Here is a 20,585-nt window from a genome sequence, read left to right as displayed (position 1 = left end):
ACTTGTTGCACATTTAAAACTGAAAAATGATACACTTTCATATACTCTAATCTGTATAAAAAAAACATAATTCAGATTACAAATCAGAATTATGTTTTTAAAAATAATATTCCATTTAATTCTTACGATTTAGCAAAAATTTTAAAGCTTCTTGCCGTTTGTTTTAATAACGGTTTTAAACCAATCAAATGAATCCTTTTTATAACGCTTCAGTGTACCCTTGCCTCTATCATCTAAATCAACATAGATTAATCCATATCGCTTAGACATTTGGCCTGTTGTAAATGAAATACAATCAATACATCCCCAAACCAAGTACCCAATTACTGGGACTCCATCAAGTTCGATTGCTTTTTTCATTTCTATAATATGATCTTTTAAATAATTTATACGGTATGGATCATGTATTTTATAATCTGACGTTAGTTTATCCTCGGCACCTAAACCATTTTCAACTAAAAATAACGGTAATTGGTATCGGTCATAAACTTGATTTAGCCATATACGTAGCCCAATTGGATCAACAGTCCAGCCCCACTTGTTTTTTTGTAAATACGGATTGACAACTGTATCTTCACTGGCAGCATTGCCAGAACCAATTATTTTTCTATTCGGGTCTGCACTCACAGTACTTGATAAATAATAACTGAAACCTATGTAATCGACACATCCATGGTTTAAATCGTCTAAATCCTTATCAGTGATTTCAATATGATAACCCTTTTCCTGCCATTCTTTTAAAATAAAATTAGGATATTTGCCTCGCACTTGTACATCAGAGAAGAACATTTGATATTGGTTTAACTTTTGCGCTTTCAGAATATCTTTTGGGTTGGGAGTGTTGGGATAATAGGGTGAAGCAGCCACCATGCAGCCTACCTTAAGGTTGGCATTTAAAGAATGAGCATATTTCACAACCTGACTTCCCGCAACAAACTCATTATGAACGGCTTGGAACATGATTTCACGCTTATCATCATTTGCATTAAAAATTAAGCCGGAATTGGTGTATGGAAAAAGAGGATTTTCTACTAAATATTGATTATTTATTTCATTAAACGTCAGCCAATAATTTGTGTATTGCATAAAATTATCTAAACAAACTTTAGCAAATTTTACAAAATATGCGATGCACTTGCGATTACGCCACCCGCCAAATTTTTCTACCAGATAATAAGGCATTTCAAAGTGTGACAATGTTATGATGGGCTTAATGTTATATTGCTTCATCGTCTCAAACAAGTTATGGTAAAATTTTAATCCTTGCTCATTAGGCTCATTTTCATCGCCATGTGGAAAGATTCTTGACCAATTAATGCTGACACGCAAGCACTTAAAGCCCATTTTCGCCATTAATTTAATATCACTTTTATAGCTATGATAGAAATCTATGGCCTTATGATTAGGATAATACTCTTTCTTGTTAATAGATGTTGTAATTTCCCGCTTAGTTGTTGCAGTTCCTGCAGTTAGTAAATCTGAAATATCCAATCCTTTTCCGTCTTCTAGATATGCGCCCTCAACTTGATTAGCAGATAGAGCTCCGCCCCATAAAAAATTATTTTCCATTCGCAGTTTATCTCCTACTGTACAAACATAATTTGATCCTGAGTATGAATAATATCATCTTCCTTAACGCTAACATCAATTTGGTATTTTTCAGGATTTGTAATAATAATTGGTGATTCGAGCGTATAACCAGCTTTTTTTATCATTTCCATATCTGCTTCTAAAATTTCCTGTCCCTGTTCGACTCTATCGCCATTTTTTACTAAAGCGTTAAAATATTTACCATTTAAATTAACAGTATCAAGTCCAATATGAATAAGAAGCTCAACGCCTGTATCACTGCGTAAGCCAATGGCATGCTTAGTAGGCATAACAGTAATTACCTGACCATTAAATGGTGCTATTACTTTATTCGAATTAGGAATAACAGCTATTCCCTTGCCTATACTCTCATTTGCAAAAACTTCATCTTGAACATCAGCAAGATTAAGCACTTTACCCGTAAAAGGAGAAGTGATTACTAAAGCCTGATGATCATTTTTTTCTGCTGTTTGATCTTTATTTACTGCTTGAGTGAGGTCAGCTGCCATTTCATCTGAATCCGTATTTTGGTCTTTAAATCCCCAAAAGAAGGTTAAAAGAACACCCAATACAAGTGAAACACCTGAACCTAAAACCATAAAGCCAATTGGTTTATATGACAGCATAAATATAGAAAAGATATTATGAAAGACATAGGAGGTCATCATAACATGAAATAATGCACTGACTGCTCCACCAACGCCACCAGCTATGGCAGTAATTATCATTAAACGCTTTGACTGCATAATCAAACCATATAAAATTGGTTCAGTGACACCAGCAAAAATTCCTGTAATAGCCGTCGAACCTGAGACGCCACGCAGTTTCGTGTTTTTTTGCTTATAAACACTATAAAGAAAAGTACCCAGAGCTATTCCTATTTGTCCCCAGACAGCACAAACATTAACTCCTTCTACTACATCTCCACCAACGGCTTTTAAATTTTGCAGAGTAATTGGCGTAAAACCCCAATGTAGTCCTAAAACAGTTAAGAATGGATAAGAAGCGCCTAATACTAATCCGGCCATTAACCTACTTTTACCAAATAACCACATAATTGCTGCTGAAATCCAATTACCTACATTGGTCCCAAATGGTCCAAACACTAAAACAGTTGCCGGAACCAATAAAAGCAAACAAATCATTGGGTTTAAAAATAATTGTAATTGTTGTGGGATGTATTTTTTCAGTAATTTATTAAGTAAAGCATAGACAGCAATAATTACAAAAATCGGAAAAACTGTCATTGAATAATCAATTGGATCTAAGCCTAATCCAAATAAATGCAGTCCATGTTTTCCTATTAGTCCTGTAAAATTTGGCTCGAGTAACGCTGCGCCTAATGCACCACCTACGAAGGGATCAGCCTTAAATTGCTTAGACAGTGTAATACCTAGAAATATCGGTAAAAAATAAAAAATAGAATTACCCGCAGCTGAACAAACTAAATATAGTGTACTAGTAGGTGATAGCCAGTGAACTGTCGTTAGCACTGTTAATAAAGCTTTGACCATTCCTGCCCCTGCCATAATGGATATTAAAGGCAAAAATGCACCAGAAATAACTTTTGTTAGTGAAAACTTTTCATTCTTATTATCTTCTGTTTCAGAATTATTTTCTGAACCAATCATTTTTTTGATAACATCATAAAACTCAGTTACATTGGGACCAATTACGACCTGGCATTGTCCACCACTCAAAACAACGCTTAAAACACTCGGTAATTTATTTAAATCTTCTTTCTTAATTTTACTGTTATCTTTTAGTACAAAACGAAGTCTTGTAGCACAATGGACCAAACTATTAACATTTTCCGAGCCACCGACATATTTCAAGATCGTTTTTGCTTCTTTATCTATTTTTTTCATTTTTACTCCATATTATTTTTTATTATCAACAAGTGTTAATTGGTTAAGATGTAAGGTTAGATAAAGCATTTCATCCTCCCCAATCTGCCAGTTATATTTGTCATGCAAAAAAGCTTTAATTTTTTCTGCACACTGAAAATCACGGGCATATTTGGCCTCTATAACTTTTAAAATTGAATTTTTTGAATTGGACGTTTCATGATTTAGTTCACGCAAAATAAAATATCTTAAGTGATTGATAAAGCGCTTATAACTATATGAATCTTCTTTCAAGTCCTTCTGGTAATAATCAGAAACGATTGCCAAAACCTGATCAATAATTTTAGTACTGGAAATAGTTGTATCCATGTCATTAATCGAAAAATTGGCATTAATCAAATGCAAAGCTATATAAGTTGCCTCTGAGTGTGGAATCTCAAGTTTTGTCTGTTCGCGTAAAAATTCAACAGCATTTTCAGAAAATTTAAAAATTTCAGGATAAATAACTTTAACATCCCATTCTAATGGAGCTTTAAAATTCAAATTTTGCTTGACCCTTTTTAGCATAAAACTAATATGATCAGAAAGAGTCAATAGTAGCATGTCATTAAACTTAAGATTTAGCTCTTGTTCACCTTTTTGAATAATTTGACGTGCATATTCAATACTGGCATCGTCAATCCTTTTTATTAATTCTTGAAAGGCCTTAACGGAATCATGGTCAAATATAACGTAATTCTTTTCTATTTGAGCTTTTTCAAGGTCGATAACACAACCAATTTTTTTGCCATAGCCAATTGCTTTACCTAAAATTATTCGTTCATTTTTTGACTGATCTTCAACTAAAATAGCGTTATTGTTCAAGTTATTCTTCAAAATCCACAATTTTTCCACCTCTTTTCCAAAAAACGTTATAAAAAAAGCGTTACCCACAGCTCATCAAAAAAACTGTAAGTAACGCCTTGTAAAAAGTAACGTCCTTAATGGATATAAGTATATCATTTCTTGTAAACTCTTTCAAATAAAAATTAGACAAAGTTTTATTGAGTTCGTATGTTTGCTTGATTTTTGTGCCAGTAAAGTTTGTCTTCATTTGCTCAGATTAAATAAAAGTGTAGCTAGTAAAAACTAAATTCTTCCATCAAAATTTTTCTAGACCTCTTATCTTTCCTTTTAGATTCGTACACATACCTGCGTCTTTTTTACATTTACCTTCTATTTTTTATTATCTACCATTAAAGATGGAAAACGCTTTTATAAATGGAGGTATTTAATATGATTAATAATTCAAATTTATGTCTTAATCGTAAATCAGCACCTGGTTTACCACTTGCTGATTTTATTAAACTAGCAAGTGAATTAGGAATCAAACATGTGGAATTGCGAAATGATCTAGGTAAAGAACCTGACAACAAAAATATTTTGGATGGAATGAGTATTTCAGATTTTAATGATCTATTACAAAAATACGACGTTCAGGTTGAAGATATAAATTCACTTGGTAATACGGATTTATTGAGCCAGAAAGACAGCAATTTAAATGATCTCGATGAGATGATTACAATCGCTCAGGGAATTGGGACCCAAAAAATTCTTTTCTGTCCGGTAATGGACAAGCACGACGATAGAAGTGACAGCCAAAAATTTAATGAAGGTGTTAAAACCATTAAAGAATTTGCAAAAAGACTTCAAGATAAAGGAATGTCTGGTTTATTTGAAACATTAGGTTTCCTTGAAAGTTCAATCAGAACCCCATTTAGAGCCATTGATATTATCGAAGAAGCTGGTGCAACCAATTTTAAAGTAGTAGCCGATTTATTTCACTGGTTTATGGGCGGTGTCACACGTGATGATTTAGATAATAAGCTTGATGTTAATAAAGTTGGTCTCATCCATATGAGTACAATTGAAACTCAGATGCCAAAATCTAAATTGACTGATCAAAATCGTGTGCTTTTAAGTGATCCAAATCATGATAATATCAATGCATTTGACACTATTAATTGGTTTTCAAATAGCAAATTTGATGGTCTATTTTCATTTGAGCCATTCTCAGACGAACTTTGCAAGTGGGATTATGAAACTGCAAAGAAAAATCTTATCAAGAGCATTAACCTGATTAAAAATATTTAGGAGGATTTATTATGTTGGAACTAAATGACTTTTGTATTAATCGCTGCTGTGCAGGAGGCTTATCTCTGCCCGACTTTGTAAAATTAGCTAATGATGTCGGAGTTCATAATATAGAATTAAGAACAGACATACACCACGGGAGCAATTTTTTGGATGATTTGAGCATTGCAGAGTTTAATAATTTGCAGCGCAATTATGATGTTCATGTAGCAAATATTTCAGCCGAATTTAATCTTGATGATCGCAGTGACTTGAATACAAAATTAAAGGGAGTTTCCGAATTAGCTGAAATTGCACAAAAAATTGGTGCTGATCATATTTTGTTTACTCCTATCAGGAATGCAGATGATATCCGTACTGATGAACAAAAATTTGATGATCTAGTTCATAATATTAGAATTTATTCAGATATTCTTGGAACTGTGGGCGTTAATGGCTTGGTAGAACCTTTAGGATTTGGTGACTCATCATTGCGTTTCCCGTGGGTTGCACAAAAGGTTTTACAAGAGGCGGATGCTAAAAACTTTAAGTTAATTGCAGATACCTTCCATTATTATAAAGCCGAGGTTACTAAAGATGATTTTGACGAAAAGGTCGATGTCAGCCGTGTTGGCTTAATTCATTTAAGTTCTATTACTTCTGCAAAATCTCCAGAAGAAGCTGATGATGCCGATCGTTACTTTATCTCTGCTAATGAAGAAGACGTGATGAAATCTATTGAACAAGCAAATTGGTTTAAGGAGAGCAACTATTTCGGTCTTTATTCATTTGAGCCTTGTGCACCTGAAATTAATAATTGGAGTTATGATAAATGCAAACAACAAATTGCAGACAGTATTGAAAAAATAATTGCCGGTTAGAAAACCAGATCTAAAATCGCTTAAATCCTAAAAACTGTTGAAAGATTCGCTTAAGAAGCTGTCAACAGTTTTTTATATACTAAAGACATATTAGATTTTAAAATTACTATTCCAAATAGGTCTAGGTATCCAGACTTTTTATAATATACGTAATCACTGGTTATACTTTCATTACTTGAAACGGTCCACCAAACTGCTTGCGCCATGCTCTTCTAAAAAGCAAATTAGTCAAAAATAAAAATATTGAACATCTATTTTTAAATGTTCAATATTCTTTTTGAAAGTTATTTTTAGATAAACGAATTGAATTTGTTTGAGAGATATATATTAATTTTATTACTGGGCATTAATTAAATCTATGCTACGAACAATTTCTTTCTTGGCTTTTTCTGCATCCCATTTATACAAGTCTGGAGAAAATGGTTCAAAAGAATATAAGCCATTATAAGTACTTTCTTCAAACATTTTTACGTGATTTAAGGCATTCATAATGTCATTCTTAGTTACCAAGATTCGGTCAGCATCACCTAATTCTTCACGTGGCTTTTGATTAACAACTGAGCTTAAATGAACTAAACCAACCATTTTAGGATCTACTTTAGTCTCAAAGTCTTCTTTAGTAACCTCGGCTAAATAATAGTGGAAATTATCAGCTACTAACTTGAAGTTATCGACTTTGGCAGCTTTAATAATATCTTGTGCAAGCCATGGTGTTCTTAAGGATGAATCCATGAATCCCAAAGGCTCGAGCAAACCACTCATGCCATTTTCTTTTAAGAGTTTAGAATAAGCCTTCATATTATTAATAGCGCCTTGACGACATTCTGCACTCGTTCTCTTGTCATTTGCATCTCTAACTGGACAGAACAGAATATTTTTCACGTGCAAAACTTTGCCAATATCAATCATTTCGTTAAGACTTTTCAGGTTTTCTTCTAAGCTCTCTACCAGATCCATATTTCCCTGAGCATTAATATCTACTACTTGAATATTTTTTTCATCAAGCAACTGCTTAATTTCTTCAGGTTGATAACCATCTAAAATGGTAGAATTATCGACTTCACCTGTTATATCATTACGCAACTCAATATATTTTATGTTCAGATCAGCCACCATGTTAATAAAATCTATTAAGTCTAATCCAGGGGCAGATTTTCTATTGATACAAAAGTCATTGTATGTAAGCATCCAGGTATTCCTCCTTTCATTAAATGTGGAGTCCATCTTTAATAGACTTCAAAGTTTTTTCATTTGACCATTCTATGCGATCAGGCCACATAAACACATTATTGGTCACAATTCCATCAAAGTTAATTTCACGAAGCGTAGAATAAAAGGCATCCATATCAACTTCGCCTTCACCAGGATTTAAGTGTTGATGAATAGTTACAGGAGCACCAGGCGGGTTGATAGTATATCTCAATCCATAAGAACCAGCAAAATTAAACGTATCTGCAATTAGGACGTGGCTCAGTACATCTTTTGAATCTAAAATTTGCTTTCTGACATCACCTTTACCACCATCAGAATAAAAGGCATGTGCCGAACACAATACTTGGCCAACATTATCAGAGTTGAGTGAGCGAATAAGCTGTGCAGCAGCATAACTGGATTCAATAAAGTCATTTGGGTGGGCTTGAATTTCAAGTCTAATTCCTTCCTTTTCAAAAATAGGAAGCAATTCCTCCATGGATTTATACCACTGACCTTCTGAAGCAACAGAATTATATTTATCCCCAGAAAATTCAGTATTAATGGTATTAACCCCAAGTTCAGAGGCAAGCCAAATTGTCCTCTTCATATTGCGTACAGCTGCTTGTCTTTCTTGTTCGTTAGGTGAGGACCATTGCTGGACAGGAACCAAAGATGAAATTTCAACTCCAGCATCCTTACACCATTTGCGAACATTTGTAATCATAGCGGAATTTGCTTTAGGATATTGATAAAACCAGAAGAAATCAGTTCTAGGAGCTAATTCCAAATATTTGTATCCTAGCTCTGCTACTTTGTCAATCGTTTCGTGAAGTGGCGTACTATCGCGAAACATTGAAGCATCATATGCTAATTTCATAAAAATCTCTTTTTCCTTTTTAATTATTAATTCTTGTAAAGATCTGGTCTTTCAGGCAAAACTACTGGTTCTTTGACAAAACCATTGTCACGTGATTTCTCTAAAGCATCGGCAGCTACACATGCCATTAAACCATCCCAAGTTGTTGGAGCTGTCGGGTTAAGGTGATCAGCTAGTACACCATTTACCCAATCTTGGATTTCTGAATCAAAGGCTTGACGGAAACGGAAACTATCATTTTGTGGAATTGCAGTTTGTGCTCTTTCTTGAGTTTTTACTTGAGTGAAAATTGGGCTGGTTAATGCAATAGTTCCTTCTTCACAGACAACTTCACAATTAATATCGTAACTATTATGGTTATTAACAAATACTTCTAGATCAGCATGGATACCATTCTTAGTATCAAATGTCATCACTTGGGGATCATGCAAACCTTCGTGAGTGTATTTGGTTTGTGCTCCAGGAATAAAGCATGAAACTTTGTCATAGTCACTACCAACTAACCAGTGCATAATGTCACATTCGTGAATAGCAGTTTCAACAATGGCATCATTATCGTAGTAATCAGAAACAGTTGTTTCATTTCTGTGAGTCATGTGCAGGAGTAAAGGCTTGCCATAAGTGCCTTCGTCAATAGCTTTCTTAATTTGACGATAACCATTGTCATAACGACGCATGAAGCCTACTTGAACCAATCTTTTACCAATTTTGGTTTCTGCTTCAACAACGCGTTTACAATCATCTGCTGAAGTTGAAAGTGGCTTTTCACTAAAGACATACTTTCCTTCTTCAAGAGCTTTCAAGACAAAGGGTACATGAGTATCGTGTGGACGAGTAACTACCATGATAGCGTCAATATCAGGTGACTCGATTAATTCCTCACCCGTTTCAAAATGCTTGCAGTTATATTTTTGAGCATATTTTTCAGCAAGTTCTTGTTTAATATCAGCAACACCTGCTAGAGTGGCGCCATTAATTCTATTAGCGACACGGTCAATATGGTCTGAGCCTTTATAACCACAGCCAATAATACCAATTCTAAGTGTCATAATATTCCTCCTATATATTTTAGTATTAGTAAGCGCTTTCGCTCACTTGTTACAAATTTCATTATAGAGCTTTCAGTTGGAGCCTCAATGTATATAAATATTCATAAAATGTAAAAAACAGCTAATTATTATTACTTTTTTTTTGCCAAAAAATGATCACAATGCAGTTACCCATTAAAGCCAAAATACCCATAACTATAAAAGAAATAGTCATTGAATATTGTGCACGTAATTGTCCCGCAAAAATGGGAAAGAGTGTCATTCCCAAAGCATAGATAGACTGAAAAACACCTGTTGCTGTCGAAAGTGCCTTCTGTGGCACGTTAGAAATCGCTGCTGCATTAAGAATGGCAAACAATATTCCCGTGCCAACTCCAGGTATAACCTGTAACAAATATATTAAATAGATTTGCCTAGCCAAAGGAATAGCAAAGCAGTAAAGCGCCAGTAAAATATAACTAACTATTAAAATACTTCGGTCACTAAATTTGGCAATATACTTTGAAGACGTTATGCGGGCAAATAAAACAGCCGAACACATATAAATGATCGAGGATAATCCTTCAGCATAAGACGGTGCATTGATTTCTTTAATCACCTGGCTGGTAAAGGACATGGTAGTAGCCATCTGTATTCCTTGTTGAATAAAAGCTAATACGCCACAGATTAGCAAAGTTTTATTTTTAAAGACATTGATTAAGTTGATAAAAGAATTCTTTCCAGAACTATAGCTGAACTGAAAAGTTGGTAACGTTATGGTCATAATGCAGGCTAATATACCGGCTAGTACGCCTAAAATACATAGGCCTTTCATGGCTATTTTTTCATAAAATAAACTAGAAACCACAAAGCCGAGCAGCATTCCTAAATTATTGGCCATTACCAGAATACCCATGTTTTCTACTTTGCTCACATCTGAACGTAGTTTTAAAAAGTAAACCATAAAAGAGAGCCAGGTTGAACTAGCTATTCCTGAAAAGATGTTACCTAATAAAAAACCAATACCGCTAGGAAAAAGTACCCTCATAATTGAAGCCAGTCCAGCTAATAACGTTCCTAACGTAATTAGCAACTTATGGTTTAAATGCCAATCTGCCAGCATTCCCAAAGGAATTCTCAATAGCATTTGCGAGAAGCCATAGGCCCCAACCACAATTCCGATAAAGCTGGAAGCAACATTAATAGCAGCTAGAAATGGTGTTTGGTAAGGTACATAAACATATTGTGCAAACCAAAACAGAATAATAATAATGATAAACTTGATTATCTGATGTTTATTTTTCATATTACTATCCCAGTTTATAAAATTAATTCTTTTTCAAGCCTGTTCATCTGCTCAGTATCAACTAATTCTGCGAATGCCGGTGCACTAATAATTTTCTTTTTTAGTGAAACAGTAGCGGTATTACTTTCTTCTTGTTTTAAAACTTCTTGCTCACCACTTACTCTCGCATAAATTGCTTCTTCTTTGAAAGTTGCCATGCTATAACCCATTTTAAGCAAATCATTCCAGCTAAAAGTTTTTGCTAAATTGGCAGAATTGATTAATAGTGGTATTTTTGAAAATTCTTTTGTTATTTGCAGTAATTCCTTTTCTGATGAAACGCTGTCGACGTATAACATGTCAGCGCCTGCAATGCAATAAGAACGCAGTTTAGCAATAGTTTCATTAATATCACAAACTGCTCTAGACGAAGAATGAGCCATAATGATAAAGTCAGGGTCTTTTCGAGCTTCAACTGCATCATGTATTCTTTTATCCATTTCGGAAACTGACGCTATTTGTGTCACAGACATTTGACCACAACTCTTAGGCCAGACACCATCATCAAGGTAAATTCCAGCCGCGTTAATCGCTTCATAGCTACGAGCTGTTCGTGCTATATTTTCCTTTGCACCATGGCCAGTGCCAACATCACATAAAACTGGAATAGAAACATTTTCAATAATTTTGCGGGCCTGATCGAATAATATATAAAAATCAGCAAAACCCATATCAGGTTTACCATATGCGAAATTAGTAGCAGATCCGGTTACATTGATTGCTTTAAAGCCTGCTTTTGCACTTATTTTAGCTGATAAGCCGTCCCCAACTACAGGCATTTTAAGGATTTCCGTTCTGTTATGAACAAGCTTTTTAAACATTAAGCGCATCGTTTTGCCTTTATTCTTCATAATTCTTCTCCTTACTATAAAATTCGTACAGCTGTTGTTCTGAGCTTAAAGTATTTGCGATAACAGATTCTACAGGCACTATAAATGTCGGCTTAAATTTTTGGACCTCTTTTAGATCTAAGTCCGTATTGTCCAATTCAATTCCAATTTTTGAGAAAAATTTTTCAGCTTTTAATTGCACCAATTCTTTTCGGGTTAATCTATCAACAATAATTTGCTTAATCCCCATCTTTAAAAGTAATTCGATTCTGCTTATTAATTCTGCATAACCATATTTTGTTATTCCTTCTAATTTTGGAATAATTTGTAAATCGTAGTCCTTACCCCCTGCTACTGCTGCTTTAACCATATTCATAAAAATCTTTTTAGCTAATGTACCTGCTATTTCAGTAGAGGTGGCTGGCCACTTTTGATCATTAAGAACTAAATAGCGTGCCCCTGCATTTCCCAATTCCTTTGCGGTAGTCCAGGCACTAAGTTCATTGCCAAAACCGGACTGGCCATCAGCAATTAAGGTTGCTTCTGTTTCTATACTAAGCGTACTAAAATATTGCAAATACTCACGCCTTGTGATCAAACCTTCATTATCTTTTCCTAAAGTCATTATGGCTAGCAATCTACCACTGACAAAAAGCGGTTGGTCACTTTCCAAGTTTTTAATTAAGTTGGCAGAGATAGTTACAGGTATTATTCCTTTTAACATTATTTTTCTCCAATTATTAAAAAAACTCGCAGAGGTTAATTTCTGAATGTATATTTGATCATTCCGAAAAGTCAACTGCGAGTTCTATAAATTACATTTTGCAATAAGACTGTATTTTATTTATTTTTTTCTTTAGCCGAGTCTAAAGCCTGTTTAACAGCCTCTTTCATAGCTCTGCTGGATGATGAGGCACCGGAAATAGCATCAACATCATAAGTATTTTTCTCTACCATAATTTTTGGTAAAGCTTTGATTGCTCTCTTACCGTAGTCTTCACTTTCGCTTTCTTGTAAAACTTCAATATTTTTAAGGTTTTGATTGTCATCTACAGTAACGCGAACCACAATATCATTACCCATGCCGGCAGAACTTACGCCAAGATACTGATTCTTGCCAAGTTCAAAAGTGTATTTCTTCTTTAAATCACTTGCTAAATCAGGATCTGCTTTAACAGAAGCACCTGTAGCAGCATCGTTGCCGTTTTCAAACAGAGCATCTTTATCGTGCTTAGCCTTAGCTGCATTTTCACCAGCGACTTTACCGAATATCAAGCAGTCAGCCAGGTTTTCTCCACCTTGATAAATTCTGACAATATTGCTACCTAATTCTCCTGCTCCGTATAAATGCGGTATGGCATTGTTAAACGGATCCATGATCTCAGCTTTGCCATTTCTCTTAGGACCACCATGAGTTTGAGCAACAGATTGAACCATTGGCAAAGCATAAATGGTATCAGATGTATCAAATCTTTCCAAAGTCGCAGCTGCTCTGTGAAAGTCTAAGTCGTTTCCAGATTCTGCATAAGAATTGAAAGTATCAATTGTTGAAGTTAACGTTTCTGGTTTGACATCAATTTTTGCAGCCAGTTCCGCAACACTATTTGCACTAATTAAGAAGTTCTTTAGCGCACGCTGATATGGAACATGATCAATCTTTGCTAATCTTTCGTATTGTTTTTGGTCAAAGACAACATATGGCTTGATCGGTGCCTGAGGTGTACGCCATTGACCATGATTATAAAACCAGCCTTCAATACTGAAAATATCTTCACGACAATATCTTGTACCATCATCACCAACTGCAAAAATACTGCCAGTGTACATTTCCTTAGCATCAATATCTGCTGGCTGGAAAACACTGCGTTCTCCTTCTTTAACCGGCAAAGTTAAATCTCCCACAATGCCAGCGGAATTATAAGTTGTCATATGCCATAATCTGGCACCAGCTTCAAGCGCAAGATCAATGCCATCACCAGTATTATAGAGCGTACCAACAGGAGCCAAATGATGTTCACCAATAAAGTCTTGAATCTTAATCTTACTGTTTGAAAAGCCACCAGTTGACAAAACCACACCATTACGGGCACCGATATTTCTAACTTTGTCTTTTCTTTTAATTTGGACACCAACTACTGTCTTATCCAGCGTTTGAATAATATGAACTGCTGGTGAATCGTACCAAACATCAATATCATCCATCCTGTCCAAAACTCTTTCTCTAAGTACAGTCCATAAAGCGGAATCAAACATGCCATTATGAACTGTCATTAACTCTGAAGCCGAAGAATCAGGAAATTCTGGGTGAGTGGCAGTGGTTTGGTTATCTGCAGTATGAGACAACGGGTTGTCATCCGGATGCTCACCAAACACAAAAGGCTCAACTTCCAAGTATTTAGAAAAATACTCTTTCATATTGGCCAAACCATTAATGACAGTATCTTCCACATCTTCATCAATGTGAAAGCCCTGGGCCAAGGCTTTATAATAGGTTCTGAATTTTTGCGGGTCTGGTGTATAACCAACATTTTGACCCGAATACCTAGTATTGCCTCCCTCATGGCCTTCAGGTGCTTTGTCAACAAGGAGGACTTTTGCCCCATTATCAGCAGCAAACCTAGCTGCACTGGCACCTGCGCCACCGAATCCTAAAACTACTACATCGTAGACTTTATCCCATTTAATGGACTTATCAATAATCATATATATTAAAAACCTCACTATTTTTTATAAAAAGGCAATTTAGGCGAAAACTAACTTAATAAAATTAAATTAAACAAGTGTGCTCTGTTATTAATTAAGTGTACAAGTAATATAAGCATGCCTTTTAATTCATCTATATTTTTCTTTTACTTTTGGTATGGCGCAAATAACTCATCTTCCATATATTTATGAGCTTTTAACGCCATTTCAAATGGATTATGCTTCTTAGGGTCTTGCTCAGCCTCAACCATAATCCAACCAGTATACTTATGGTCTGCTAAAGTTTTAAATACCGGCCTAAAGTCAATGCTGCCATCACCAGGAATGGTAAACATGTCATTCATGAAAGAATCTTGGAAGGACAAACCTTTCTTTCTTGAATCATCTTCTTTATTTTTACGGACATCTTTAAAGTGAACATGAACAACGCGATCGACAAATTCATTGAGCATAGGCATGACCTCTCCTTCTGAAACATAGGCATGACCTGTGTCAAAAACCAGGCCGACCTTATCAGGATCAGTATTATCCATCAATCTCTTAGTCTCAGCCAAAGTTTGAATACCTGTTCCTAAATGGTGGTGATATGCGACTTTAACATCATACTTTTTAGCAATTTCACCATACTTATTCAAACCAGCACATACTTTTTCCCATTCTTCATCTGTGAAATATGGTTTATCTTCAAAAATGTTCTTACCGGTTTGTTGAATGGAATAAGTTTGCTCTGAAACAGTTGCAATATGTGCACCAAGAGCCTGCAGTTTTTTACAGTGTTCTTCAAAGTCCGCTGTTGCTTTTTCAAGTCCGTCTCTAATGATAAAGCTACTAAACCATTGACCAGCAATTTCAATGTGGCGTAATTTACGCTCATAATTAATTTCATCTGGTCCTGGGAAAAATCCTCCCATCTCTACTCCTTTAAAGCCAGCCAAAGCGGCATCACTTAAAAGTTGGGGAAAAGTATTTTCTGCACCAATTGATGGAATATCATCATTACGCCAGCCAATAGGACAAATGCCTAACTTTATATTTTTATTTACATCATATTCAGACATAATTTTTCTCCTTCATATTTCTTTATTAATCACAATTTCCTATTTGTCATATCTGCTATGGAAGAACTTCTCTATACTATCTAAAGAGGCCCCTTTTGTTTCAGGTACTCTGACTTTGACAAACCATGCACCAAGCAAACAAAATGCAGCAAAAATGTAGAATGATGAAATTCCCAAAGCCGACAGAATGACTGGGAATAACAAACCTACGATGAAATTAGCCATCCACAAAACAAAGATGGTAATTCCTGTTCCTAATCCGCGATAACGGGCTGGGAAAATTTCAGAGTTAAGTAGCCAAGTAACAGGACCAAGAGTACCCTGGTCAATAACTATATAAACCAGTAAAATAATTAGAACTGCATAAGGAGCCCAAGAAGTATGGAGTGCGAAGCTGCCAATCAGCGCTACAACTATCAAGGCAAGGGCACAGAAAGTATAACCAATTAACAATAATGGCTTTCTGCCCAACCTATCAACTGTATACATGCCAACTATGGCACCAATGACTGAAAATACGCCGTTAGCAATATTCATATATAGCGAGGTATTACTACCAAAACCTGCAGAGGTTAGAATCTTTGTGCCGTAATACATTACAGAGTTAATACCGGCGAATTGTTGAAAAATTCCCAATAAGGAACCAGTAATAACAATTTGAAAAATCCACGATTTTTTAAAATCCTTAAACGATGCTTTTTCAGCATTTTCCCGCTCTAGTTCAGCAGCATTTTCTTTTAGTTCATCAATCTCTGCCTCAGCTTGAGCCTTGGTTCTAACACGATACAAAGCCTGTAGGGCTTTGCCAAACATTCCCTTATTGGCATACCATTGCGGACTTTCAGGCACTAAGTACATCCCAAACCAAAGTAAAATACCTGGAATTGCTGTAATTCCCAACATCAATCTCCAAACACCAGCATTATAAATACCAATCGTATTACCCAAAATGGCATTTATAAGAAAAGATAAGCCTTGACCGCCAACAATTAGCAGCTGATTCATGCTAACAAACTTACCACGCTCTTTAGCAGGTGAAATTTCTGCCAGATAAACTGGAACTAAAGCAGAAGTTGCACCAACTGCTAAGCCCATGATTATTCTTAAAATCAACAAGATACCAGTATTAGGTGCAAAACCACAACCTAAACCTGTAAGCGTAAACAACACGCCTAACCAGATCATTAATTTCTTACGACCCATTTTGTCGCTTAACGGGCTACCGAAAACAGCACCAAAAGCGGCACCAAAGGTTAATCCACTGGAAACGACACCTTGTTCAAAGGATGACAAGTTTAACTGACTTGGTTTAGCTAAGAAATCCAAAGAGCCATTTACAACTCCAGTATCAAAGCCAAAGCATAGGGAACCCATACATGCAATCCATGCAACTAAAACTAAATAACCATGATGATTATTTTCATAACTATCTTCTTGCATTTACAATCTCCATTTTTTATGTGACATGCTTTAACAACTAAAGCACATTAAAACTTTAATATGACTATTTCTTATTACGAGCAAATAATAAAAATCTAAGAAATATAGAGATATTTTTCTATTTTCAGTGATTGCAATCACTGGAACCTACTGTAAAGTTCGTTATTTATTTTGCAAACGCTTTTATTTATTAATAAACATAATTTATAAAAGTGACATTTTTAAAAGTACATATAAATGCCTTTGTTACTCATTTATTGTTAATATTAATAAATAAAATACATATAAAATATTTTTAAAAAAGCCTTTTTTATACTTCTAGAAAAGTAATTTCAAGTTAAAAGAATGTACTTTTATGCTTAAAAAATGTATTTTTAATCTTTTTATGAGGCTGAAAAATATATTTTAATCAAGTTTGCTCTTTCATTAACAAATATTTTGAAAACAAAAAAACTTCTTTTATCTCTTATATGTGGCGGTTTTTATTACATTTATTATTCTTTTAAAAAATGAATACCCTTGAAATAGCCTGTAAAAAATGATAAAAATTACTCACGAGCCTATTTTTGGTTATTGCATCACTTATAACTTGATTTTTTAAAATTAGGAATATGGTGATTCAATGAACAATGAACAAGATACATCCCCTAATCAAGCTGATGTACATATAAATAAAAATAAGCAGAAAAGGTTACAACTTTATGGTTGGATAATTACACTAGGTGGCTTGCTTTTTGGTATAGATACTGGAGCTACGAATGGGTCTCTCTCTTTCATGAGTAAACCTGATCAGCTTAATTTAAACGCTTCAGATGAAGGTTTGGTAACCAGCGGTATCACTTTAGGCGCTGCTTTTGGTGCAATCATCGGAGGTAAGCTTTCAGATTATTTTGGCAGAAAACGTGTATTAATGTATTCTGCCTGGGTCTTTATTCTAGGCACCCTAGGCTGCACTTTTGCTCCTAATGCTCTGGTAATGATTTTATGTCGTTTTATATTAGGCCTGGCTGTTGGCGCAGAGTCTGTTATTAGTCCTGTTTTTCTAGCAGAATTGTCCACACCAGAAATAAGAGGCAAATTTGTCAATCATCATGAATTGATGATAGTAAGTGGACAATTACTTTCATATGTAATTAATGCATTATTCGGTGTAATGCTGGGAAGTTATCGCGGCATTTGGAGATACATGCTGGCTGTGGGTCTTATACCGGAAATTTTGCTTTTATTTGGCATACATAAAGTACCTGAATCGCCAAGGTGGTTAGTAACTAAACACCAAAACAATCAGGCACTTTCAGTCTTAGAGAAAATTCGTAACAGTAAAGAAGATGCTAAAGCCGAAATTGTCAGAATTAAGCAATCTTTAGCTTTAAGCAGCAAACAGAAAAAGGCAACCTTTAAGGATTTAAAAATTCCTTGGATTCGTCGTCTAATATTGATTGGTATCGGATTGGGGGTAATGCAACAGGCTATTGGTATAAACATAATTATGTTTTATGGCACAACTGTTTTAAGCAATGCCGGGTTTAGCCATTCTGCTGCTTTAATTGCAAATATTAGCAATGGTATCATTTCAACTCTTGCAACCATTGCCAGCATTCATTTAATGGGCAAAATAGATAGACGGAAAATGGTAATAACTGCTATTTGTGGAACTACTATAACGATGTTGGCAATCAGCATACTTTCGGTGGTATTAATTAAAAGTCCAATTTTCCCATATGTTATGCTTTTACTGATGGCTATTTTTCTGATGTTTTTCCAAGGAGGAGTTTCGCCCATTGTTTGGGTCCTTCTGTCAGAAATTTTCCCTCAAAGTATTCGCGGAATGGCTATGGGCATTGCGACTTTCTTTTTATGGCTATCAAATTTTTTAGTAGGTTATATATTCCCAATATTATTGACTAATATTGGCTTTAGTAATACCTTTATTGTATTTACTGTACTAAACATCTTTTCGCTATTTTATGCGATTAAATTTATCCCTGAAACAAGAGGAAAATCTCTTGAAGAGCTTCAATCTTGTTTTCAGAATCGTCATGTAAATCAAAGTTCAGATAAATAAGAGGGAACAAAATGAATAAATACTCGGATTTTATTCCCCAAAATGAGTGTGGCGTTACTATTGAAAAGGGAATTTATTTTAATAATCCCAGCGATTTAGCACATGAAATATTCTTTTACCCTATGTTTGGGGCAGAATATCTAGTGACTTACCCCTATAAAGTAAAAAGAGATTTTATGGATTCTTTTTTAATAATATATATCAAAAAAGGAGAAATGGAATTTTTTTTCGTAACCAGGTGTTTATTGCGAAACAGCAAATAGTTTTGTTAGATTGTAAAGAATTCAATTATTATAAGGCTGTAACGGACAGTGATTTTTATTTTCTACACTTTAACAGTCCTTTTATGCAAAAGATTTTCAATGAAGTTATTGAAAACACTCTTCCGGTCTTTACACCCTACAAAAATACTGAAAACTTATTTAGTCGCATTTTTCGGCTAATTTCCACAAACTATGATGGTACAAATGATCCCTTTTTATCCAATCTAACCTACAGTTTAGTTTGTGACCTATTTGCTACTCAAGAGCACGAACTTACTAATCATTCCAGTGAATTTCATTCTGCTCCTAATTATATTAAAATTGCTATTAAATATATGGATCAGAATTATTATAAGAAAATCACTGTCAACGACATTGCTTTAAAGTGTTCAATGAGTCCCTCACAATTAGCACGTGACTTTAAAAAATATACCGGTTTGAGTATTCATAGTTATTTATTAAAAATACGCATAAAGCAGGCTGAAAGTTTACTTGTGAAAGATACAACTATTCCTTTGGAAAAAATAGCAATATCTTGTGGCTTCACAGATGCATCCCATTTATATAAGAAAATAAGGGAAGCAACAGGAATGTCACCTGGGCAGTTCAGAAAAAAGTATTACTAATTTTTAACTTAAACAAAAAAATAAGCACTCCACTATTAATTTTGTGAAGTGCTTTGTTAGCTTATATTATATTTTAAAAATTACTTGCCACCTTCGGCTCTTGACTTGTAGGCACCCTCTGCAGTATTGATAACCAGTTCTTCACCTTCCTTAATGAAGTCGGGAACTTGGACTACCAAACCTGTTTCCATAGTAGCTGGTTTGCCGGAACCGGTAACAGTAGCGCCTTTAATGCCCGGTTCAGTATGAGCTACTTTCATTGTGACAGTTGATGGTAATTCTACACCAAGCAGCTTGCTGTCATTAGCAAACTCCAACTGCACCTCAATATTAGGCATCAGGTAAAGTTTATCATCACCTAATTGTTCTGCTGAAACCTCATATTGTTCATAAGTTTCAGTATCCATAAAAGTATAAATATCACCTTCATTATAAAGATACTGCGCATTTTTTTTGGTGATTTCGACTAAATCTACTTTCTCGGTTGGACGCATAGTTTTATGAACCACAGCACCACTTTCAACATTACGCAAATCCATCTGCATAACAGTGTTGCCCTTTCCGGGCTTATGATGGTTAGCCTTTAAAACACGAATTAGTTTGCCATCTTGACTAAAGACCATACCTTTTTTTAAGTTAATTGCTTGTACCATTTTTTACTCCTTTAAATCTTTTTCTGAATTAATTACTGATTTTAAGAAAACCACGCTGGAGGTAAAGCAAATT

General features: G+C 34.9%; 18 protein-coding genes. 5 read left to right on the top strand and 13 right to left on the bottom strand.

What is annotated here, in order from left to right:
• Positions 1 to 141: 141 nt before the first annotated feature.
• The 3 genes from F5ESL0261_RS01140 to F5ESL0261_RS01130 are packed head-to-tail and all read right to left on the bottom strand — an operon-like array spanning position 142 to position 4,322.
• Positions 142 to 1,569, bottom strand: a complete 1,428-nt coding sequence (locus F5ESL0261_RS01140; RefSeq protein WP_122051859.1) for a 6-phospho-beta-glucosidase — start codon at positions 1,567 to 1,569, stop codon at positions 142 to 144.
• A gap of 14 nt (positions 1,570 to 1,583) precedes the next feature.
• On the bottom strand, positions 1,584 to 3,458 hold the full coding sequence (locus tag F5ESL0261_RS01135) for a glucose PTS transporter subunit IIA (RefSeq protein WP_122051858.1): 1,875 nt from the start codon (positions 3,456 to 3,458) through the stop codon (positions 1,584 to 1,586).
• Between the two features lie 12 nt (positions 3,459 to 3,470).
• Positions 3,471 to 4,322 (bottom strand): PRD domain-containing protein, encoded by an 852-nt coding sequence (locus F5ESL0261_RS01130; RefSeq protein ID WP_122051857.1) that lies wholly within the window; start codon positions 4,320 to 4,322, stop codon positions 3,471 to 3,473.
• Between the two features lie 390 nt (positions 4,323 to 4,712).
• On the opposite strand from F5ESL0261_RS01130, the gene F5ESL0261_RS01125 reads away from it, so the two are divergent.
• Both F5ESL0261_RS01125 and F5ESL0261_RS01120 read left to right on the top strand, forming a co-directional pair.
• A complete protein-coding gene (locus tag F5ESL0261_RS01125) occupies positions 4,713 to 5,570 on the top strand; it encodes a TIM barrel protein (protein ID WP_158595181.1) in 858 nt (285 codons plus the stop codon).
• 11 nt (positions 5,571 to 5,581) lie between these two features.
• Positions 5,582 to 6,430 carry a TIM barrel protein gene (locus F5ESL0261_RS01120; RefSeq protein WP_122051855.1) on the top strand — a complete coding sequence of 283 codons (849 nt, stop codon included), beginning with the start codon at positions 5,582 to 5,584 and terminating at the stop codon, positions 6,428 to 6,430.
• Between the two features lie 336 nt (positions 6,431 to 6,766).
• On the opposite strand, the gene F5ESL0261_RS01115 is transcribed toward F5ESL0261_RS01120, so the two are convergent.
• The 9 genes from F5ESL0261_RS01115 to F5ESL0261_RS01075 form a co-directional block, all read right to left on the bottom strand.
• Positions 6,767 to 7,618 carry a TIM barrel protein gene (locus F5ESL0261_RS01115; RefSeq protein ID WP_158595180.1) on the bottom strand — a complete coding sequence of 284 codons (852 nt, stop codon included), beginning with the start codon at positions 7,616 to 7,618 and terminating at the stop codon, positions 6,767 to 6,769.
• 19 nt (positions 7,619 to 7,637) lie between these two features.
• Positions 7,638 to 8,501 (bottom strand): sugar phosphate isomerase/epimerase, encoded by an 864-nt coding sequence (locus tag F5ESL0261_RS01110; protein ID WP_122051853.1) that lies wholly within the window; start codon positions 8,499 to 8,501, stop codon positions 7,638 to 7,640.
• Between the two features lie 26 nt (positions 8,502 to 8,527).
• On the bottom strand, positions 8,528 to 9,550 hold the full coding sequence (locus F5ESL0261_RS01105) for a Gfo/Idh/MocA family protein (RefSeq protein ID WP_122051852.1): 1,023 nt from the start codon (positions 9,548 to 9,550) through the stop codon (positions 8,528 to 8,530).
• 121 nt (positions 9,551 to 9,671) lie between these two features.
• Positions 9,672 to 10,835 (bottom strand): MFS transporter, encoded by a 1,164-nt coding sequence (locus tag F5ESL0261_RS01100; protein WP_122051851.1) that lies wholly within the window; start codon positions 10,833 to 10,835, stop codon positions 9,672 to 9,674.
• 14 nt (positions 10,836 to 10,849) lie between these two features.
• Positions 10,850 to 11,725 (bottom strand): oxaloacetate decarboxylase, encoded by an 876-nt coding sequence (locus F5ESL0261_RS01095; RefSeq protein WP_122051850.1) that lies wholly within the window; start codon positions 11,723 to 11,725, stop codon positions 10,850 to 10,852.
• Positions 11,715 to 12,428, bottom strand: coding sequence for an isocitrate lyase/phosphoenolpyruvate mutase family protein (locus F5ESL0261_RS01090; protein WP_122051849.1), 714 nt, complete (start codon positions 12,426 to 12,428; stop codon positions 11,715 to 11,717). The genes F5ESL0261_RS01095 and F5ESL0261_RS01090 overlap by 11 nt, the downstream gene beginning before the upstream one ends.
• A gap of 116 nt (positions 12,429 to 12,544) precedes the next feature.
• Entirely contained in the window at positions 12,545 to 14,407 is a 1,863-nt protein-coding gene (locus tag F5ESL0261_RS01085) for an FAD-dependent oxidoreductase (RefSeq protein WP_122051848.1), read from the bottom strand.
• Positions 14,408 to 14,553: 146 nt separating this feature from the next.
• Positions 14,554 to 15,465: a myo-inosose-2 dehydratase gene (gene iolE, locus F5ESL0261_RS01080; protein ID WP_122051847.1), complete on the bottom strand. Its 912-nt coding sequence runs from the start codon at positions 15,463 to 15,465 to the stop codon at positions 14,554 to 14,556.
• A gap of 39 nt (positions 15,466 to 15,504) precedes the next feature.
• Complete coding sequence (locus F5ESL0261_RS01075) at positions 15,505 to 16,905, bottom strand: sugar porter family MFS transporter (protein ID WP_122051846.1); 1,401 nt, start codon at positions 16,903 to 16,905, stop codon at positions 15,505 to 15,507.
• A 622-nt stretch (positions 16,906 to 17,527) separates the two neighbouring features.
• Here F5ESL0261_RS01075 and F5ESL0261_RS01070 point away from each other — a divergent pair.
• The 3 genes from F5ESL0261_RS01070 to F5ESL0261_RS01060 all read left to right on the top strand — a co-directional run bounded on the left by F5ESL0261_RS01070 (position 17,528) and on the right by F5ESL0261_RS01060 (position 19,859).
• A complete protein-coding gene (locus F5ESL0261_RS01070; RefSeq protein WP_122051845.1) occupies positions 17,528 to 18,970 on the top strand; it encodes a sugar porter family MFS transporter in 1,443 nt (480 codons plus the stop codon).
• A gap of 11 nt (positions 18,971 to 18,981) precedes the next feature.
• Complete coding sequence (locus F5ESL0261_RS01065) at positions 18,982 to 19,233, top strand: hypothetical protein (protein WP_046331516.1); 252 nt, start codon at positions 18,982 to 18,984, stop codon at positions 19,231 to 19,233.
• Between the two features lie 83 nt (positions 19,234 to 19,316).
• On the top strand, positions 19,317 to 19,859 hold the full coding sequence (locus F5ESL0261_RS01060) for a helix-turn-helix domain-containing protein (protein ID WP_147446219.1): 543 nt from the start codon (positions 19,317 to 19,319) through the stop codon (positions 19,857 to 19,859).
• 80 nt (positions 19,860 to 19,939) lie between these two features.
• On the opposite strand, the gene efp is transcribed toward F5ESL0261_RS01060, so the two are convergent.
• Positions 19,940 to 20,512, bottom strand: a complete 573-nt coding sequence (gene efp, locus F5ESL0261_RS01055) for an elongation factor P (protein WP_034978986.1) — start codon at positions 20,510 to 20,512, stop codon at positions 19,940 to 19,942.
• Positions 20,513 to 20,585 lie beyond the last annotated feature (73 nt).

The sequence above is a fragment of the Lactobacillus sp. ESL0261 genome (assembly GCF_003693025.1).
Lineage (GTDB): Bacteria > Bacillota > Bacilli > Lactobacillales > Lactobacillaceae > Lactobacillus > Lactobacillus kullabergensis.
The sequence above is the reverse complement of the archived record's forward strand: the minus strand, read 5'-3'. Positions and strand labels throughout refer to the sequence as shown.

Excerpts from the sequence above, each read along its gene's own strand:
- F5ESL0261_RS01140 (WP_122051859.1), bottom strand. The coding sequence starts at position 1,569 with ATGGAAAATAATTTTTTATGGGGCGGAGCTCTATCTGCTAATCAAGTT.
- F5ESL0261_RS01135 (WP_122051858.1), bottom strand. The coding sequence starts at position 3,458 with ATGAAAAAAATAGATAAAGAAGCAAAAACGATCTTGAAATATGTCGGT.
- F5ESL0261_RS01125 (WP_158595181.1), top strand. The coding sequence starts at position 4,713 with ATGATTAATAATTCAAATTTATGTCTTAATCGTAAATCAGCACCTGGT.
- F5ESL0261_RS01120 (WP_122051855.1), top strand. The coding sequence starts at position 5,582 with ATGTTGGAACTAAATGACTTTTGTATTAATCGCTGCTGTGCAGGAGGC.
- F5ESL0261_RS01115 (WP_158595180.1), bottom strand. The coding sequence starts at position 7,618 with ATGCTTACATACAATGACTTTTGTATCAATAGAAAATCTGCCCCTGGA.
- F5ESL0261_RS01110 (WP_122051853.1), bottom strand. The coding sequence starts at position 8,501 with ATGAAATTAGCATATGATGCTTCAATGTTTCGCGATAGTACGCCACTT.
- F5ESL0261_RS01105 (WP_122051852.1), bottom strand. The coding sequence starts at position 9,550 with ATGACACTTAGAATTGGTATTATTGGCTGTGGTTATAAAGGCTCAGAC.
- F5ESL0261_RS01100 (WP_122051851.1), bottom strand. The coding sequence starts at position 10,835 with ATGAAAAATAAACATCAGATAATCAAGTTTATCATTATTATTATTCTG.
- F5ESL0261_RS01095 (WP_122051850.1), bottom strand. The coding sequence starts at position 11,725 with ATGAAGAATAAAGGCAAAACGATGCGCTTAATGTTTAAAAAGCTTGTT.
- F5ESL0261_RS01090 (WP_122051849.1), bottom strand. The coding sequence starts at position 12,428 with ATGTTAAAAGGAATAATACCTGTAACTATCTCTGCCAACTTAATTAAA.
- F5ESL0261_RS01085 (WP_122051848.1), bottom strand. The coding sequence starts at position 14,407 with ATGATTATTGATAAGTCCATTAAATGGGATAAAGTCTACGATGTAGTA.
- iolE (WP_122051847.1), bottom strand. The coding sequence starts at position 15,465 with ATGTCTGAATATGATGTAAATAAAAATATAAAGTTAGGCATTTGTCCT.
- F5ESL0261_RS01075 (WP_122051846.1), bottom strand. The coding sequence starts at position 16,905 with ATGCAAGAAGATAGTTATGAAAATAATCATCATGGTTATTTAGTTTTA.
- F5ESL0261_RS01070 (WP_122051845.1), top strand. The coding sequence starts at position 17,528 with ATGAACAATGAACAAGATACATCCCCTAATCAAGCTGATGTACATATA.
- F5ESL0261_RS01065 (WP_046331516.1), top strand. The coding sequence starts at position 18,982 with ATGAATAAATACTCGGATTTTATTCCCCAAAATGAGTGTGGCGTTACT.
- F5ESL0261_RS01060 (WP_147446219.1), top strand. The coding sequence starts at position 19,317 with ATGCAAAAGATTTTCAATGAAGTTATTGAAAACACTCTTCCGGTCTTT.
- efp (WP_034978986.1), bottom strand. The coding sequence starts at position 20,512 with ATGGTACAAGCAATTAACTTAAAAAAAGGTATGGTCTTTAGTCAAGAT.